The 17,550-nt window shown below is 74.1% G+C and carries 17 protein-coding genes; 13 read left to right on the top strand and 4 right to left on the bottom strand.

Annotated features, from left to right (window positions below):
- Nucleotides 1-21: 21 nt before the first annotated feature.
- Nucleotides 22-450 carry an ATP-binding protein gene (locus tag FB457_RS07310; protein ID WP_047014329.1) on the bottom strand — a complete coding sequence of 143 codons (429 nt, stop codon included), beginning with the start codon at nt 448-450 and terminating at the stop codon, nt 22-24.
- Between the two features lie 241 nt (nt 451-691).
- Here FB457_RS07310 and FB457_RS07305 point away from each other — a divergent pair, with 241 nt between their 5' ends.
- Together FB457_RS07305 and FB457_RS07300 are read left to right on the top strand one after the other, a co-directional pair.
- Nucleotides 692-1,564, top strand: coding sequence for a Scr1 family TA system antitoxin-like transcriptional regulator (locus FB457_RS07305; RefSeq protein WP_145781233.1), 873 nt, complete (start codon nt 692-694; stop codon nt 1,562-1,564).
- Entirely contained in the window at nt 1,561-1,824 is a 264-nt protein-coding gene (locus FB457_RS07300; RefSeq protein ID WP_145781231.1) for a DUF397 domain-containing protein, read from the top strand. Before FB457_RS07305 ends, FB457_RS07300 begins: the two co-directional genes overlap by 4 nt.
- Here the strand turns inward: FB457_RS07300 and FB457_RS07295 are convergent.
- Nucleotides 1,821-2,963 (bottom strand): 8-amino-7-oxononanoate synthase, encoded by a 1,143-nt coding sequence (locus FB457_RS07295; protein ID WP_047014332.1) that lies wholly within the window; start codon nt 2,961-2,963, stop codon nt 1,821-1,823. The genes FB457_RS07300 and FB457_RS07295 overlap by 4 nt on opposite strands.
- Before the next feature lie 145 nt (nt 2,964-3,108).
- Here FB457_RS07295 and bioB point away from each other — a divergent pair, with 145 nt between their 5' ends.
- From bioB to purB, 11 genes are all read left to right on the top strand, one after another.
- A complete protein-coding gene (bioB, locus tag FB457_RS07290) occupies nt 3,109-4,248 on the top strand; it encodes a biotin synthase BioB (RefSeq protein ID WP_145781229.1) in 1,140 nt (379 codons plus the stop codon).
- The gene (locus FB457_RS07285) at nt 4,241-5,545 is read left to right on the top strand and encodes an adenosylmethionine--8-amino-7-oxononanoate transaminase (RefSeq protein WP_047014334.1); all 1,305 of its coding nucleotides are present in this window, start codon (nt 4,241-4,243) and stop codon (nt 5,543-5,545) included. Before bioB ends, FB457_RS07285 begins: the two co-directional genes overlap by 8 nt.
- A gap of 20 nt (nt 5,546-5,565) precedes the next feature.
- Nucleotides 5,566-6,312, top strand: a complete 747-nt coding sequence (gene bioD, locus FB457_RS07280) for a dethiobiotin synthase (RefSeq protein WP_047014335.1) — start codon at nt 5,566-5,568, stop codon at nt 6,310-6,312.
- A gap of 21 nt (nt 6,313-6,333) precedes the next feature.
- Nucleotides 6,334-6,996, top strand: coding sequence for a class I SAM-dependent methyltransferase (locus tag FB457_RS07275; RefSeq protein WP_047014336.1), 663 nt, complete (start codon nt 6,334-6,336; stop codon nt 6,994-6,996).
- A 239-nt stretch (nt 6,997-7,235) separates the two neighbouring features.
- The gene (locus FB457_RS07270; protein WP_047014337.1) at nt 7,236-8,018 is read left to right on the top strand and encodes an ABC transporter ATP-binding protein; all 783 of its coding nucleotides are present in this window, start codon (nt 7,236-7,238) and stop codon (nt 8,016-8,018) included.
- A 7-nt stretch (nt 8,019-8,025) separates the two neighbouring features.
- Complete coding sequence (locus tag FB457_RS07265) at nt 8,026-10,626, top strand: ABC transporter permease (protein WP_145781227.1); 2,601 nt, start codon at nt 8,026-8,028, stop codon at nt 10,624-10,626.
- A gap of 182 nt (nt 10,627-10,808) precedes the next feature.
- Nucleotides 10,809-11,237, top strand: coding sequence for a GNAT family N-acetyltransferase (locus FB457_RS07260; RefSeq protein WP_186461940.1), 429 nt, complete (start codon nt 10,809-10,811; stop codon nt 11,235-11,237).
- A 57-nt stretch (nt 11,238-11,294) separates the two neighbouring features.
- Complete coding sequence (locus FB457_RS07255) at nt 11,295-12,683, top strand: hemolysin family protein (protein WP_145781224.1); 1,389 nt, start codon at nt 11,295-11,297, stop codon at nt 12,681-12,683.
- A complete protein-coding gene (locus FB457_RS07250; RefSeq protein ID WP_145781222.1) occupies nt 12,680-13,693 on the top strand; it encodes a CNNM domain-containing protein in 1,014 nt (337 codons plus the stop codon). The genes FB457_RS07255 and FB457_RS07250 overlap by 4 nt, the downstream gene beginning before the upstream one ends.
- 55 nt (nt 13,694-13,748) lie before the next feature.
- Complete coding sequence (locus FB457_RS07245) at nt 13,749-14,516, top strand: GDSL-type esterase/lipase family protein (RefSeq protein WP_145781220.1); 768 nt, start codon at nt 13,749-13,751, stop codon at nt 14,514-14,516.
- A gap of 68 nt (nt 14,517-14,584) precedes the next feature.
- Entirely contained in the window at nt 14,585-16,024 is a 1,440-nt protein-coding gene (gene purB, locus FB457_RS07240) for an adenylosuccinate lyase (RefSeq protein WP_145781218.1), read from the top strand.
- A 35-nt stretch (nt 16,025-16,059) separates the two neighbouring features.
- Here the strand turns inward: purB and FB457_RS07235 are convergent, their stop codons facing one another.
- Both FB457_RS07235 and FB457_RS07230 read right to left on the bottom strand, forming a co-directional pair.
- The gene (locus FB457_RS07235) at nt 16,060-16,800 is read right to left on the bottom strand and encodes an ABC transporter permease (RefSeq protein WP_047014343.1); all 741 of its coding nucleotides are present in this window, start codon (nt 16,798-16,800) and stop codon (nt 16,060-16,062) included.
- Between the two features lie 3 nt (nt 16,801-16,803).
- The gene (locus FB457_RS07230; RefSeq protein WP_145781216.1) at nt 16,804-17,550 is read right to left on the bottom strand and encodes an ATP-binding cassette domain-containing protein; all 747 of its coding nucleotides are present in this window, start codon (nt 17,548-17,550) and stop codon (nt 16,804-16,806) included.

Raw genomic sequence — 17,550 nt, 5'->3', positions numbered from 1 at the left:
GGCGGCCCGGGGCCGTGTGTGTCAGGCCACAGAGGCCGGCCGCCAGGGCAGGGCGATCCACACCGTCTTGCCGCCGTCGTCCGTCGGCGTCACGGACAGCCGGCCACCGGACTCGGCGACGAGGCAGCGGACGATGACCATGCCGCGCCCGTTGTCCTGCTGCACGGCGGCCGGCAGCCGGCGTGGCCGGCGCGGGTGGCTGTCGCTGACGCCGACGCGCAACTGCCGGCGTACGAGCACCATCCGCACGGTGAACGTCGGCGACTGCCCGCGGGTGTGCTGGACGGCATTGGTGGCCAGTTCGGAGACGACGAGCCGGACGGTGTCGGTCGCGTCCGTGCCTTCCGGGAGACCCCATTTCCCGAGAATGTCAGTGACATATTTACGCGCCTGCGTGACAGAAGCAGCCTCACTCGGCAGCGTGACGGATGCTTCCTGCTGGTCTGCCATTGCGACGCCCGTCCCTTTCGCACGCGTGTGCCGGACTCCGACGCGTGCCCGGTGAAGTCGAGGACCGCTTCAGGTTGTTGTTCGCGCCACGGTGCCATCGATCGTGCCCGGAGCGCGAGACCGCCACCAGGTTATGCATATATCAGTCGCTCGAAGCGGTGAACTCTGCCGCGAGAGACAGTATTTGGGCGGCCGACTGGCCAGTTGTCACGCGTTCGGCCGAGCAGCCGGGAGGGGCGTCGTGCGCGATGAGCCGGCGGTACGCCGGGCCAAGCTGGGCGCGGAGCTGCGCAGGCTGCGCGGCAACGCGGGATTGACCAGCGGGAAGGCGGCGGAGCTGGTCGGCTGGCACCAGTCGAAGATCAGCCGGATAGAGACGGGCAGGTCGGCGGCCAAGGCCGCGGACGTCGCCCGGCTGCTCGACGCCTACGGCGTCACCGAGCCCGAGCTGCGCACGCTGCTGGAGACCCCGGCCACGGCGCCGCACGAGTGCCGGGAGGACCGCTGGTGGAGCGAGTACCGCGAGCTGCTGCCGGCCGCGTACCGGGACTTCATCAGCCTGGAGGCGGAGGCGACCACGGTGCGCACGCTGGAGACGTCGGTGGTCCCGGGGCTGCTCCAGACGCGGCGGTACGCGCTGGCGGTGACCCGGGCGGCCGTCGCGAACGCGGCGCCGCGGGAGGTGGAGTCGCTGGTGGACGTGCGGATAGCCCGGCAGGCGGTGCTGCGCGCGACGCACCCGCCGCATCTGCACGCGGTGCTCGACGAGGCGGTGCTGCGGCGGCACGTGGGCGGTCCGGGGGTGATGGCGGAGCAGTTGCACCACTTGGGGCGGATGGGGGCGCTTCCGTACGTACACGTCCAGATCCTGCCCTTTTCTGCCGGCGAGCACGTGGGCCTCACCGGACCTTTCGTTATCTTCTCTTATTCGCGCAGTTCTGATCTCGACGTGGTCGTTGTCGACCATTTGATGAGTAGCCTTCACCTCGAAAGGAAAGAAGACTTACGGGCGTATGAGACCACCTTTGCTTCGCTGCAGGCAAGCGCCCTTTCGCACGAGGAGTCCCTGTCGTTCATAGCCGCGCTCGGCGCGGGCGCAAAGGAGGCACCATGACCTCAATGCCTCGGTACGTCTCCTGCAGTACGGCACTCGACGGCTTCCGCTGGCGGCGCAGTTCGCACAGTACGGGGGCGAACAACTGCGTCGAGGCCGCCTATCCCGTGGGGCCAGAATCCGCCGGGCTGCTCGCCGTGCGGGACTTTACCCGTGTGGAGGGTCCTGCGCTGCTGTTCCGGGCCGAGGCGTGGCGGGCGTTCGTCGCGGCGGTCAAGGACGGCGAGTTCAGCGGGGGCGCGCGGACCGCGTACGCCTAGGACGCGGGCGCCGTGCGCACCACCGTCTCGATCGCGGTGTCCACCTGCTCTTCCGTGAGGTCCGCGCGGGCGGTCAGGCGCAGCCGCGAGATGCCGTCGGGGACCGACGGGGGGCGGAAGCAGCCGACCGCCACCCCCGCCTCGCGGCACGCCGCCGCCCACGCCACGGCCGCCTCCGGCGCCGGGGCCCGTACCGACACCACCGCCGCGTCCGGGCGTACGGCCGTCAGCCCGGCGGCCGTCAGCCCGCCGTGCAGCGCCGCCGCCACCCGCCGGGCCGCCGCGGCCCGCTCCGGCTCGCGGCGCAACAGGCGCAGCGATGCTTGGGCGGCGCCCGCGGCGGCGGGGGCGAGGCCGGTGTCGAAGATGAACGTGCGGGCGGTGTTGACCAGGTGCTCGATCACCCGCGTGGGACCCAGCACCGCGCCGCCCTGGCTGCCCAGCGCCTTGGACAGCGTGACGGTGGCGACGACGTCGGCCGCGCCCGCCAGCCCCGCCGCGTGCAGCGAGCCGCGCCCGCCGGCCCCGAGCACGCCGAACCCGTGGGCGTCGTCCACCAGCAGCCCCGCCCCGTACGCGCGGCAGGTCGCCGCGAGCGCGGGCAGGTCCGCGGCGTCACCGTCGACGGAGAAGACCCCGTCGGAGACCGCCAGCGTGCGCCCGGCGAAGCCGTCGAGCGCCTTGGCCACCGCTTCGGCGTCGGCATGCGGCACGACGGCGACGTCGGCCCGGGAGAGCCGGCAGCCGTCGATGAGCGAGGCGTGGTTGCCCGCGTCCGAGACCACAAGGGTGCCGCGGTCACTCAGAGCGGTGACGGCCGCAAGGTTTGCCCCGTACCCGGAGGAGAAGACGAGCGCGGCCTCGAAACCGCAGAAGTCGGCGAGGTCGGCCTCCAACTCGGCGTGCAGCGCGGTGCTGCCGCTGACGAGCCGGGAGCCGGTGGAGCCCGCGCCCCAGCGGCGCGCCGAGGCCGCCGCAGCGGCGGTGACCTCGGGGTGGCGGACGAGGCCGAGGTAGTCGTTGCCGCACAGGTCGAGCAGCGGGGCATCGTGCGCGCGGGGGCGCAGGGTGCGTACGAGACCGGCGCGCCGCCGCTCTTCGGCCTGCGCATCGATCCAGTCGAAGGCGTGACGGGGCATGCGGTTCCTCGGCTCGGCGGGCTGTTTCTGCACCGTAGTGCGCGCGGGGGCAGGCGGTGGTGTGGCGATGAGCACAGAAGACTCGGGCGGCCGTTGTGCGGTGCCCCATTGGCCCGGGCCGGTGCGGTGGGCGAGGATCTGCGCCATGGACCTGCTTTCGACGCTGGTGGACAAGGGGCTGCGGCGCGAGGCGCCCACCCGTGACGAGGCCCTGGCCGTGCTGCGCACCCCGGACGAGTCCGTGCTCGACGTCGTCGCGGCGGCCGGGAAGGTGCGCCGGGCGTTCTTCGGCCGCCGGGTGAAGCTCAACTACCTGGTCAACCTCAAGTCGGGGCTGTGCCCCGAGGACTGCTCGTACTGCTCGCAGCGGCTGGGTTCCGAGGCGGGGATCCTCAAGTACACGTGGCTGAAGGCCGACCAGGCGGCCGAGGCCGCTGCCGCGGGGGTGGCGGGCGGGGCCAAGCGGGTCTGCCTGGTCGCCAGCGGGCGCGGTCCCACGGACCGGGACGTCGACCGGGTCTCGGAGACCATCGCCGCCATCAAGGAGCAGAACGGGGACGTGGAGGTCTGCGCCTGCCTCGGGCTGCTCTCCGACGGCCAGGCGGAGCGGCTGAAGGCGGCGGGGGCAGACGCGTACAACCACAACCTCAACACCTCAGAGGCGACGTACGCGGACATCTGCACCACGCACGGCTACGAGGACCGGGTGCGGACCGTGCAGCAGGCGCAGGCGGCCGGGATGTCGGCCTGCTCGGGGCTGATCGCGGGGATGGGCGAGAGCGACGAGGACCTGGTGGACGTGGTCTTCGCGCTGCGCGCGCTGGACCCGGACTCGGTGCCGGTGAACTTCCTGATCCCGTTCGAGGGCACGCCGCTGGCCGGGGAGTGGGATCTCACGCCGCAGCGCTGTCTGAAGATCCTCGCCATGGTGCGGTTCGTCTGCCCGGACGTGGAGGTGCGGCTGGCGGCAGGCCGGGAGATCCATCTGCGGACGCTCCAGCCACTGGCGCTGCACCTGGCCAACTCGGTGTTCCTGGGCGACTACCTGACCAGCGAGGGGCAGGCGGGCAAGGCGGACCTGGAGATGATCGCGGACGCCGGCTTCGAGGTGGAGGACGCGGGGACCACCACGCTGCCGCCGCACCGGGCGGCGGACGGGCCGGCTCCGGAGGACGGGCCCGCCGGCGGCCCCGCGGCCGCGGACGAGCCGCCGCGGGAGGCGCGTACGGACCTCGTGGCCGTACGCCGCCGCGGGGCCGGCACGGAACTGCCGCCCAATGCCTGAGCCGTTGCCGCCGCGGCGGCTGCTCGACCTGGACCGCGAGCACGTCTGGCACCCCTACGGGCCCATGCCGGGGCGGCAGGAGCCGCTGGTCGTCGACTCCGCCGAGGGCGTACGCCTGCGTCTGGCACAGCCCGCCTGGGGCGTGGACGAGCTGGTCGACGGGATGTCGTCGTGGTGGTCCGCGATCCACGGCTACCGCCACCCGGCGCTCGACGCCGCCGCCCGCGGGCAGTTGGAGCGGATGAGCCACGTGATGTTCGGCGGGCTCACCCACGAGCCTGCGGTGCGGCTCGCGGCGCGGCTGGTGGAGGTGACGCCGGAGCCGCTGGAGCACGTGTTCCTCAGCGACTCGGGCTCGGTGTCGGTCGAGGTCGCGGTGAAGATGTGCCTGCAGTACTGGCGTTCGCGCGGGCTGCCGGACAAGCGCAGGCTGATGACCTGGCGCGGCGGCTACCACGGTGACACCTGGCAGCCGATGTCGGTCTGCGACCCGGACGGCGGCATGCACGAGCTGTGGTCCGGCGTGCTGCCGCGGCAGTTGTTCGCCGGAGTGCCGCCCGCGGGCTTCGACGCTCCGGTGGACGGTGCGTACGAGCGCGAGCTGCGGGACCTCGTCGCGCGGCACGCGGACGAGCTGGCCGCGGTGATCGTGGAGCCGGTCGTGCAGGGCGCGGGCGGGATGCGCTTCACCGCGCCCGGCTATCTGCGGGTGCTGCGCGAGGCGTGCGACGAACACGGGGTGCTGCTGGTGTTCGACGAGATCGCCACCGGCTTCGGCCGCACCGGCGCCTTCTTCGCCGCCGACCACGCGGGCGTCACCCCGGACGTGATGTGCGTCGGCAAGGCGCTGACCGGCGGCTACCTGTCGATGGCCGCCACGCTCTGCACCCCGGCGATCGCCGAGGGCATCTCGCGGGGCGAGGTTCCGGTGCTCGCCCACGGGCCGACGTTCATGGGCAACCCGCTGGCCTCCGCCGTCGCCCTGGCCTCGCTCGACCTGCTCGCCGACGGCGGCTGGCGGCAGGACGTCAAGCGCATCGAGAGCGGGCTGCGGGAGGGCCTGGCAGAGGCGGCGGAACTGCCGGGGGTACGGGACGTACGGGTGGTGGGCGCCATCGGCGTCGTCCAACTGGACCACGACGTGGACATGGCCGCCGCCACCCGGGCCGCGGTCGGGGCGGGGGTGTGGCTGCGCCCGTTCCGGGATCTGATCTACACCATGCCGCCGTACGTGACAGGGGACGCCGACCTCGCCCGGATCTGCGCCGCCGTGCGCGCCGCGGCGGCGGCCGGCTGACGGGCCGGGGGGGCGGCGCGATGGGCAGCGTGCTCGTGGTCACCGGCACCTCGACCGGCGTCGGCAAGACGATCGTCACCGCCGCCGTGGCCGCCGCGGCGCTGGCACGGGGCCGCTCGGTGGCCGTGCTCAAGCCGGCCCAGACCGGCGTGGCGGAAGGCGAGCCCGGGGACGCCGACGAGGCGGCGCGTCTCGTCCCGGGCATACGGGCCGTGGAGCTGGCCCGCTTCCCCGAGCCGCTGGCCCCGGCGACGGCCGCCCGGCGCGCGGGGCTGCCGCCGCTGACGGCGGCGGACGCGGCGGGGATGGTGGAGAAGCTGGGGCACGACCACGACCTGGTGCTGGTGGAGGGTGCGGGCGGGCTGCTGGTGCGGCTGGACGACGCGGGCGGCACGCTGGCCGAGGTGGCGCGCCTGGTGGCGGCGCCGGTGCTGGTCGTGGCCGCCGCCGGGCTCGGCACGCTGAACGCCACCGAGCTGACCACGGAGGCGCTGCGCCGCCGCGGTCTCGCGTGCCCGGGCGCGGTGGTCGGCAGTTGGCCGGCGGCGCCGGACCTGGCGGCCCGGTGCAACCTGGCGGACCTGCCGGCCACGGCGCGGGTGCCGCTGCTGGGCGCGGTCCCCGAGGGCGCCGGCGCGTACGGCCCGGAGACCTTCTGCGCCGCCGCCCCGGGGTGGCTGGCCCCCGCGCTCGGCGGGCACTGGGACGCGGACGGCTTCCGCGCCCGGCAGGCCCCGGGCGGGTCCGGGAGGGGACAATCGCACTGACCCCCCCGTCAGGAGGCCGGCATGCCCTCACCGACGCGCGCGGCGCAGGACGCCGTGTACCACCCGTACTTCGCGCGCTTCTACGCCCGCCTCAGCGTGGCCGCCGAGCAGCATGGCGGGGTCGCCGAGGTGCGCAAGGAACTGCTGACCGGCCTGTCGGGCCGGGTCGTCGAGATCGGCGCGGGCAACGGGCTGAACTTCGCGCACTACCCGCCCGCCGTCTCCGAGGTGGTCGCGATCGAGCCGGAGCGGCACCTGCGCCGGCTCGCCGCTGAGGCGGCGCTGCGCGCGGACGTACGGGTGGACGTGCTGCCGGGGACGGCGGAGGAGCTGCCGGTCGAGAGCGGGTCGTGCGACGCCGCCGTCGCGTCGCTGGTGCTCTGCTCGGTCGCGGACGTGCCGCGGTCGCTCGGCGAGCTGCGCCGGGTGCTGCGTCCCGGCGGCGAGCTGCGGTTCTACGAGCACGGGCGGGCCGGCGGACGGGTGATGCGGGCGGTGCAGCGGGCGGCGGACCGCACCGTGTGGCCGCTGCTGCTCGGCGGCTGCCACTCCGGCCGCGACGTGCTCGGCGAGCTGACCGCCGCCGGGTTCACGCTGGGCCCGTACCGGCGGGTGCGGATGCCGGAGAAAGGGCCGCCGACCCCGGCCTCGTACCACGTCCTGGGCACTGCGCTCCGCGGCTGACGGCGGCTGCGCCGGACACAGGAGAAGGCGGTCCTCCCGCGGGAGTAGTGGGTTGTCCACAGGTGCCACCCGGGAGGGATGCGCAGGATTCCGCGGCGGCCTAGTCTCGCTGGCAGGCGGCGCGGATCCGATCGATCGCGCAGCCTCGCAGCACGTCCCCGCCGCGCACCCACGGCGTACGGCGGGGAGACAGGAACGCGCACCCGGCGCCCGGCTCACAGCCCGATGGGGGAACGGCATTGTCCACACCGGCGGCACTCGACAGACGCGAAGCGGAACGGCCCGCCGGGGTCGCGGCCCGCGCCGGCGGGCTGACGAAGACGTACGGCAGCGGCGAGACGGCGGTCGTGGCGCTGGACGCGGTGGACGTGGAGATCCACCGTGCCCGCTTCACCGCGGTCATGGGCCCGTCCGGCTCCGGCAAGTCCACGCTGATGCACTGCCTCGCCGGGCTCGACACGGTGACCTCCGGGCGGATCTGGCTGGGCGACGAGGAGATCACGGGCCTGGGCGAGCGGGAGCTGACGCGGCTGCGCCGCGACCGGATCGGCTTCATGTTCCAGTCGTTCAACCTGCTGCCCACGCTGAACGCCCTGGAGAACATCACGCTGCCGATGGACATCGCGGGCCGCAAGCCCGACCCCGGATGGCTGGACCGGGTGATCGACACCCTCGGCCTGCGCGACCGGCTCGACCACCGGCCCTCGCAGCTCTCCGGCGGCCAGCAGCAGCGGGTGGCGTGCGCGCGGGCGCTGGCCTCCCGGCCCGAGCTGATCTTCGCCGACGAGCCGACCGGCAACCTCGACTCGCGCTCCGGCTTCGAAGTGCTGGGCTTCCTGCGGGAGGCGGTGGACCAGTTGGCGCAGACCGTGGTGATGGTGACCCACGACCCGGGCGCCGCCGCCCACTCCGACCTGGTGCTCTTCCTGGCCGACGGCCGGATCGTGGACCAGATGCCGCAGCCGACGTCCGAGGCGGTGCTGGAGCGCATGAAACGCTTCGACGGCACCAGGAAGAGCTGAGGCGGGCGTGCTCAAGGCGACTCTGCGCAGCTTCTTCGCGCACAAGGGGCGGCTGCTGCTGTCGGCGCTGGCCGTGCTGCTGTCGGTGGCGTTCGTCTCCGGCAGCCTCATCTTCTCCGACACCGTCAGCCGCACGTTCGACCGGCTCTTCGCCTCCACGGCCGCCGACGTCGCGGTCTCGCCGAAGGAGGCGTTCGAGCAGAACCGCGGGTTCGGCTCCGGGCTGGTGCCGACGCTGCCCGCGTCGGTCGCCGACGAGGTGGCGAAGGTGCCGGGGGTGCAGGCCGTCCACCTCGACGTCGAGGTGGAGAACCTCACCGTCACCGACGCGGAGAACGAGCCGATCGGCCGGACCACGGGCCCTCCGACGATCGCCACCAACTGGTACGTGAGCGATCGCAGCCCGGTGGAGCTGTCCGACGGCCGCGAGCCGGCCGGAGCCGGCGAGGCGCTGCTCGACAAGGACACCGCCGACCGCAAGAACATCGGGATCGGCGACACGCTCAACGTGCTCGCGCAGCCCGGCAGGTTCGAGGTCGAGGTCGTCGGCATCGCGAAGTTCACCACCACCAACCCGGGCGCCACGGTGGTCTATCTCGACACGGCGGCCGCCCAGCGCCAGTTGCTCGACAACCCGGAACTGCGGGACGGGGAGGCCGCGGGCCCGGCGCTGGCCACGTCGGTCTCCGTGGACGCGGCGCCGGGGGTGTCGGACGGCGCGCTGAAGAAACGCGTCAAGGCGGCGCTCGACGGGAACTACGCCGTGCAGACCGCCGACGAGCAGGCGAAGTCGGCGGCGGAGGAGCTGGGCACGTTCCTCGACATCATCAAGTACGTGATGCTCGGCTTCGCCGGGATCGCCGTGCTGGTCGGCATCTTCCTGATCGTCAACACGTTCTCGATGCTCATCGCGCAGCGCACCCGGGAGCTGGGCCTCATGCGCGCGCTGGGCGCCGACCGGCGGCAGGTCCGCCGCTCGGTGCTCACCGAGGCGCTGCTGCTCGGTCTTGCGGGCTCCACGCTCGGGCTGCTCAGCGGCATCGGCCTGGCCGTCGGGCTCATCGAGACGATGGGCCTGCTGGGGATGAACCTGGACGCGGCCGAGATGGTCGTGAGCTGGGTCACGCCGGTCTTCGCGTACGCGGTGGGCGTGGGCGTCACGTTCGTCGCGGCGTATCTGCCGGCGCGGCGTGCGGCGCGGGTCTCCCCCATGGCGGCGCTCGCCGACCTGGAGATCGCCGAGGTCGGCCGGCCGATGCGGGTGCGGGCGGCGCTCGGCTCCGTGCTCGGGGTCGCCGGGGCGCTGTCGTTCTCCCTCTGCGCCACGGCGGACCGGACCCGGGACTCCGCGGTGTGGCTGGTGGGCGGCGTGGTGCTGACGATGCTCGCCGTGGTCGCGGCCGGGCCGCTGCTGGTGCGGCCGGTGATCCGGGTGGTGGGCGGCTGGTTCCCGCGGATCTTCGGCTCCGTCGGTGCGCTCAGCCAGCGCAACGCGCTGCGCAACCCGCGGCGCACCGGCGCGACGGCCGTGGCGCTGATGGTGGGCCTGGCCCTGGTCGGCGGCATGTCCGTGGCCGCCGCGTCGATGACGAAGTCCTTCGACGAGGAGATCGACCGGACCCTGGGCGCGGACTTCCTCGTGCAGAGCGACAGCTTCGGCCCGTTCCCCCGCGAGGTCACCGAGCGGGTCGAGGAGGCCGACGGCGTGGGCCTCGTCGTGCGCCAGCGGTTCGCGCCACTGCGGGTGACGCTCCCGGACGGCGAGAAGACCAGCACCAGCGCCGGCGCCTTCGACAAGGAGCTGGACCAGGTCAGCCGGCTGGAGTACGCGCAGGGGAGCACCGGCGGTGCGCTCGCGCCGGGGCACGTGGGCCTGCAGCGGCAGTTCGCCCGCGACCACGGCATACGCATGGGCAGCACGCTCCGGGTCGAGTTCCCCAACGGCAAGGAGGCAGAGCTGACGGTCGGGGCGCTCACCAAGCAGGAGACGAGCGGCGGGTTCGGCGCGGCGGGCGGCTTCTTCCTCGGCATGGAGACCCTGGAGAAGTACCTGCCCGGCGGGCAGGAGGCCGTCGTCTTCGTCAACGCCGCGAGCGGCACCGACGTCGACAAACTGCGCGCGTCGCTGGAGAGCGGGCTCGAAGCCTTCCCGCAGGTGAAGGTGCGCGACCAGGCGGACTTCAAGGAGCTGATCCGGGAGCAGATCATCGTGCTGCTCTATCTGGTCTTCGCGCTGCTGGGGCTGGCGATCGTCATCGCCGTGCTGGGCGTGGTGAACACACTGGCGCTGTCGGTGGTGGAGCGGACCCGGGAGATAGGCATGCTGCGGGCCATCGGGCTGTCCAGACGCCAGACGCGCCGGATGATCCGGCTGGAGTCCGTCGTGATCGCCGTGTTCGGCGCGCTGCTCGGCCTGGTGCTGGGGCTGGCGTGGGGCGCCGGGGTGCACGAGGTGCTGGCGCTGGAGGGCATGCGTGCCTTCGCGATCGACTGGACGGTGCAGCTCGCCGTGGTGATCGGCTCGGTGCTGGTCGGTCTGCTGGCCGCGCTGCTGCCGGCGCTGCGCGCCTCCCGGCTCAACGTGCTGGCGGCCATCGCCCACGAATGACCGCCGTCCGGTCCGGGCGCGCTCGTGCGGACCGGGCGCGCTCGTGCGGACCGGGCGGGGCGGGTGGCCGCGCGCCGCCCGGCCGGACGGCCCGTCAGGGGCCGGCCCACCGGCGGCCGCGGTCCGGCCGGGCGCCGAATACGGGTCGACGCGGACGGGCACCCGGTGATGGGATGCCGGGCATGGACGATCTCCACACCCGGGCCGCGGAGCCCGCGGACGTGCCGGCGGTGCTCGCGTTCTGGAAGACGGCGGCGGAGGGCACGTCCGTCAGCGACGACGAGGCGGGCGTCGCCGGGCTGCTGGAGCGCGACCCGGGCGCGCTGCTGCTGGCAGAGCGCGGCGGAGAGCTGGCGGGCACCGTCATCGCCGGGTTCGACGGCTGGCGCTGCCACCTGTACCGGCTCGCCGTGCACCCCGGCCACCGGCGCCGCGGCGTCGGCACGGCGCTGCTGGCCGCGGCGGAGCAGCGGTTCGCCGCCTTCGGCGGCCGGCGCGCGGACGCGATGGTGCTGAACCGCAACGAGCGGGCGCACCACGCCTGGCACGCCGGGGGCTATGTCCGCCAGGAGCAGTGGAGCCGCTGGGTGAAGCCGCTGGCCGCCGGCTGACCGCGGTCGCCGCGCGGCCCCCGCGACCCTGCGTGATCATGAGACGGAGGTGACCCGATGACCGAGGTGCTGCTGCTGGTCCTGGCTCTGGCGCTCTGCCTGGCCTGCGGCCTGTTCGTGGCCGCCGAGTTCTCGCTGACGACCGTGGAGCGAGCCGAGCTGGAGCGGGCCGTGGACCGCGGCGAGCGCGGCGCGGCCGGTGCGCTCCAGGCCGTACGCGGCCTGACCTTCCAGCTCTCGGGCGCACAACTCGGCATCACCGTCACCAACCTCGTCGTCGGCATGCTCGCCGAGCCGTCCGTCGCCGCGCTCCTCCACAGCCCGCTGCGCGCGGCGGGCGTACCGGACTCGGCCACCTCCAGCGTCGCGATCGTGCTGGGCACGGCGCTCTCGACCGTCGTGCTGATGGTCGTCGGCGAACTCGTGCCCAAGAACTGGGCCATCTCCCGCCCGCTGGCCATGGCCAAGCGCGTCGCGCCCTTCCAGCGCACGTTCAGCGGCGTCTTCCGCCCCTTCATCCGCCATCTGAACAACACCGCCAACCGGGTGCTGCGGCTGATGGGCCTGGAGCCGGCCGAGGAGCTGGCCTCTGCCCGCAGCCCGCAGGAACTCGCGGCGCTGGCCCGGCACTCCGCGAAGAAGGGCTCGCTGGAGGCCGACACCGCCGAGCTGTTCGTCCGTACCCTGGGGCTCGCGGAGCTGACGGCGGAGAACGTGATGACGCCCCGGATGCAGGTCGTCGCGCTGGAGGACGACGCCACCGTCGGGGACGTCGTCGACGCCTCCCGCGCCACCGGCCTGTCCCGCTTCCCGGTCTACCGCGGCAACCTGGACACCGTCCTGGGCTACGTGCACGTCAAGGACGTCCTCGGCGTCCCCGCCGACCGCCGCGCCCGCCACCCGCTGACCCGGCTGCTGCGCGAGCCGGTGCTGGTGCCCGAGACGCTGCCCGTCGACCATCTGATGGACCGGCTGACGGAGAAGCGCACCATGGCGGTGGTCATCGACGAGTACGGCGGCACCGCCGGCGTGGTCACCATGGAGGACGTCGTGGAGGAGGTCATCGGCCAGGTGCGGGACGAGCACGACCCGCTGGAGACGCCCGACCTGCTGCCCAGCGGCGCGGGTCCGGACGGCCGGATGCTCTTCGACGCCGACGGCGGGGTGCGCCCCGACCAGCTCGCGGAGATCGGACTGCGGGTGCCCGAGGGCCCGTACGAGACGCTGGCCGGGCTGGTCGCGACCGAGCTGGGGCGCATCCCCGTCGACGGGGACGCGCTGGAGGTGGAGGGATGGCGGCTGGACGTCGTGGACGCGGCCGGGCGCCGCGCCGCGCGCGTGCTGCTCCACGCCCCGCCGCCGGGCGCCGAGCCGGACGACGGCGAAGACGAGGGCACCGGCGGCAGCGGCGGCCGTACGGCCGCCGGCAGGGGGGAGCCCGGATGACCGTCGTCCAGTTGATCATCGGCCTGCTGACGCTGGTGTTCAACGCCTTCTTCGTCGGCGCGGAGTTCGCGCTCATCTCCGTGCGGCGCAGCCAGATCGAGCCGTACGCCCAGGAGGGCGACCGCCGTGCGCGCCGCGTGATCTGGGGGCTCGAGCACGTCTCCACGCTGATGGCGGCGGCCCAGCTCGGCATCACCCTGTGCACGCTGGTCCTCGGCGTCGTCGCCGAGCCGGCCATCGCCCATCTGCTGGAGCCGGTCTTCAACGCGATGGGGGTGCCGCACGGGCTGGTGCACCCGATCTCCTTCGCGATCGCGCTGGCCGTGGCGACGTACCTGCACATGCTGCTCGGCGAGATGGTGCCGAAGAACGTGGCGCTGGCCGACCCGGTGCGCTCCGCGCTGCTGCTCGGCCCGCCGCTGGTCGCGCTCACCCGCGCGCTGCGCCCCGTCGTCTTCACCGTCAACGCCTTCGCCAACGCGCTGCTCCGGCTGCTGCGCGTGCAGACCCGCGACGAGGTCGCCGCGTCGTTCTCCGACGCCGACCTGGCCCGCATGGTGGCGGACTCGGCGGAGGCCGCGCTGCTCGACGACCGCTCCGCCGAGCGGCTGCGCGACACCCTGGAGCTGGGCCGCCGCCCCGTGGGCGACGTGGTGGTGCCCACCGGGCACGTGGTCACCGCGCCCGTCGGCGTCACCCCGGAGGCGCTGGAGGCACTCTCCGTCGCCTCCGGCTTCTCCCGCTTCCCGGTGGTGGACGACAGCGGCCGGATCCTCGGCTACCTGCACGTCAAGGACGCCCTCGGCACCGCCGACCGCGAGGAGCCGTTCCCGCGTACGGCGATGCGCCGCATCGCCCGGGTGCGCGCGAGCGCGCCGCTGGACGACGTGCTCACCGCCATGCGCCGCAGCCGCACCCACCTGGCCGCGGTGACCGGGGAGGAAGGCCGGGTGACGGGGCTGGTGACCATGGAGGACGTGCTCCGCGAGCTGGTCGGCCGGGAGTCGTGACCCGCGGTACGGGCGCCGGCGGCGACGCCCGCGGCGGCGAGTAGGATCGGCGGACGTGAACGCGCGCTACACCAGTTTCGTCGCGGTCGGCGACTCCTTCACCGAGGGCATGTCCGACCTGCGGCCTGACGGCTCCTACCGCGGCTGGGCGGACCTCCTCGCGGCCCGCTTCGCGGCGGCGCAGCCCGGCTTCCGGTACGCGAACCTGGCCGTCCGCGGCAAGCTCATCCGGCAGATCCTCGACGAGCAGGTCGACCGGGCCGCCGCCATGGAGGCCGACGTCATCACCCTCGTCGGCGGCCTCAACGACGCCATCCGGCCGCGCTGCGACATGGACCGGGTGTGCGGCGTGCTGGAAGAGGCGGTGGCGAAGCTGGCACCGAGCTGCAAGCAACTCGTGCTCATGCGCAGCCCGGGGCGCGACGGACGGGTGCTGGAGCGGGTGAGGCCGCGGATGGAGCAGCTTTTCGCGCACGTCGACGACCTCGCCGCACGGCACGGCGCGCTGGTCGTCGACCTGTACGGCGCCGGCGTGCTGCGCGACGTACGGCTGTGGGACGAGGACCGGCTGCACCTGACGCCCGAGGGCCACCGCCGGGTCGGCGAGGCCGTCTGGCAGACGCTCGGCGGCACCCCCGCGTACGACTGGACGGGCCCGCTGCCGCCCCCGGCGCCGCGGCCGCCGTGGTTCACCCGCCGCACCGCGGACGCCCGCTTCGCCCGTACGCACCTGCTGCCGTGGGTGCACCGCCGGCTCACCGGCCGCTCCTCCGGCGACGGCCGCGCGCCGAAGCGCCCGGAGCTGCTGCCGTACGACGCCTGACACCGGCACCGGCACCGGCGCCGGCCGCCGTCCGCACCCCGCCCGGCAGGCCCGTAGAATCTCCCCACGTGAACAAGCCGCGCATCCCCAACGTCCTGGCCGCCCGCTACGCCTCCGCGGAGCTGGCCGCCCTCTGGTCCCCCGAGCACAAGGTCGTCCTGGAGCGGCAGCTCTGGCTCGCCGTGCTGCGCGCCCAGCGGGAGCTGGGGATCGAGGTGCCGGAGGGCGCGGTCGCCGACTACGAGCGGGTGCTGGAGGACGTCGACCTCGCCTCGATCGCCGAGCGCGAGAAGGTCACGCGGCACGATGTGAAGGCCCGTATCGAGGAGTTCAACGCCCTCGCCGGGCACGAACAGATCCACAAGGGCATGACCTCCCGCGACCTCACGGAGAACGTGGAGCAGCTCCAGGTGCGGCAGTCCCTGGAACTGGTACGCGACCGCGCGGTCGCCGTGCTGGCGCGGCTGGGCAGGCTGGCCGGCGAGCACGCCGGGCTGGTCATGGCCGGCCGCTCGCACAACGTCGCCGCGCAGGCCACCACGCTGGGCAAGCGGTTCGCCACCGCCGCCGACGAACTGCTGACCGCCTACGGCCGGGTCGAGGACCTGCTCGCGCGCTATCCGCTGCGCGGCGTCAAGGGCCCCGTCGGCACCGCGCAGGACATGCTCGACCTGCTCGGCGGCGGCAACGAGGGGGCCGCGAAGCTGGCGGAGCTGGAGCGCCGGGTCGCCGGCCACCTGGGCTTCGCCCGCGCCTTCACCTCTGTCGGCCAGGTCTACCCGCGCTCGCTGGACTACGACGTGGTCGCGGCGCTGGTGCAGGTCGCCGCCGCGCCGTCGTCGCTGGCGAAGACGATCCGGCTGATGGCCGGGCACGAGCTGGTCACCGAGGGCTTCAAGCCGGGCCAGGTCGGCTCGTCCGCGATGCCGCACAAGATGAACACCCGCTCCTGCGAGCGCGTGAACGGCCTCATGGTCATCCTGCGCGGGTACGCCTCGATGACCGCGGAGCTGGCCGGCGACACCTGGAACGAGGGCGACGTGTCCTGCTCGGTGGTGCGCCGCGTGGCGCTGCCGGACGCGTTCTTCGCGCTCGACGGACTGCTGGAGACGTTCCTGACGGTGCTGGACGAGTTCGGCGCCTTCCCCGCGGTGATCGCCCGCGAGCTGGACCGCTATCTGCCGTTCCTGGCCACCACCAAGGTGCTGATGGCGGCGGTACGGGCCGGGGTCGGCCGGGAGGAGGCGCACGAGGTCGTCAAGGAGCACGCGGTCGCCGCGGCCCTGGCGATGCGCGAGCGCGGCGCCGAGCGCAACGAACTCCTCGACCGGCTCGCCGCCGACGCCCGCATCCCGCTGGACCGGGACCGGCTGGAGGCGCTGATGGCCGACCGGCTGTCGTTCACGGGCGCCGCCGGGGAGCAGGTGGCGGCGGTGGCGGCGCGGGTCGAGGAGGTCGTCAAGCGGCATCCGGAGGCGGCGGGGTACGCGCCCGGGGCGATTCTGTGACGCCATCCGCCCCGGCCCCGTAGCCGACCGCAGCGCTACGCGTCCCGCCGCCGCAGCGTCCACCAGCCGGCCAGCACCGCCGCCGCCGTCCAGAGCGCCGTGACGGCCAGCCCGGCGAGCGGCTGGAGGCCGCCCGGCGGGTCGGCGAAGAGCACCTGCTGCCCGGCCCGGTCCGGCAGGTAGTCCGCGACTCCGGCCGACGAGCCGACGCCGAGCACCATCGACACCACCAGCACGAACGGGATCAGGATGCCCAGCACCGCGATGCCGCTCCGCAGTACGGCGGCGAGCCCCGCGGCGAGCAGCGCCATGAGCGTGAGGTAGGCGGCGCCGCCCACGACGCCGAGCAGCGCGCCGTCGTCGCCGAGGCCCAGGGCCCGGTCGCCGAGCGCGGCGCCGCCGATCAGGAACGACAGCAGCGTCGTGGGCAGCGCGACGGCGAACGTGAGCCCCCCGACGTGGGTCAGCTTGGCCGCGTAGAGCAGCCCGCGCCGCGGCACGGCGGCCAGCGTGGCGCGGATCAGCCCGCTCTGGTACTCCGATGACACGGCGAGCGTGCCGAAGACGATCGCGGCGATCTGCCCCGGGCCCACCCCGGTGAGGACGGAGAACAGCGGGTCGAAGTCGCCGTCGACGGTCTCCGCGCCGCCGAGTGCGGCGCTGGCGAGGACGCCGAAGCCGGCGGTGACGAGCAGCACGCACGCCAGCGACCACACGGTGCCGCGCAGGGTCGTGATCTTGATCCACTCGGCGCGGAGCACGGCGGTGGCAGTCATCGTTCAGACCTCCCGGGTCTCGCTGGTGAACTCCGCCGCGCCGGCGGTCAGCCGGAGGTACGCCTGCTCCAGGCCGCCGGAGTTGCCCTCGACGAACTCCGCGAGCGGCGCGTCGGCGAGGAGCCGGCCGCGGCCGAGCACCACGAGGTGGTCGGCGAACGCGGCGGTCTCCCCCATCAGATGGCTGGAGACGAGCACGGTGCGGCCCTCGTCGGCGAGCCCGCGCAGCAGCCGCCGGATCCACACGATGCCCTCGGGGTCGAGCCCGTTGGACGGCTCGTCCAGCAGCAGCACGGGCGGGTCGCCGAGGAGCGCGGCGGCGATGCCGAGCCGCTGGCGCATGCCGAGCGAGTACGTCCGTACCCGGCGGCCCGCGGCGGACTCGATCCCGGTCAGCCGCAGCACCTCGTCGACGCGGACGTCCGGCAGGCCGTTGCTCGCGGCCAGCGCGCGCAGATGGGCGCGGCCGGTGCGGGAGCCGTGGGCGGCCTGCGCGTCGAGCAGGGCGCCGACGTGCCGGAGTGGTTCGGCCAGCTCCGGATACGGCCGCCCGCCGACGGCGGCGGTGCCCGAGGTGGCCCGGTCCAGGCCGAGGACGAGGCGCATGGCGGTGGACTTGCCGGCTCCGTTGGGGCCGAGGAAGCCGGTGACCCGGCCGGGACGGACGGTGAAGGTCACGGCGTCGAGCGCCCGGACATCCCCGTAGTCCTTGGTCAGTTCGCGGACGTCGATGGCGGTTGCTGCTGTCAT

The organism is Streptomyces sp. CNZ287 (assembly GCF_007827615.1).
Note: the sequence above shows the minus strand (reverse complement) of the source record. Positions and strands in the feature narration are given on the sequence as shown.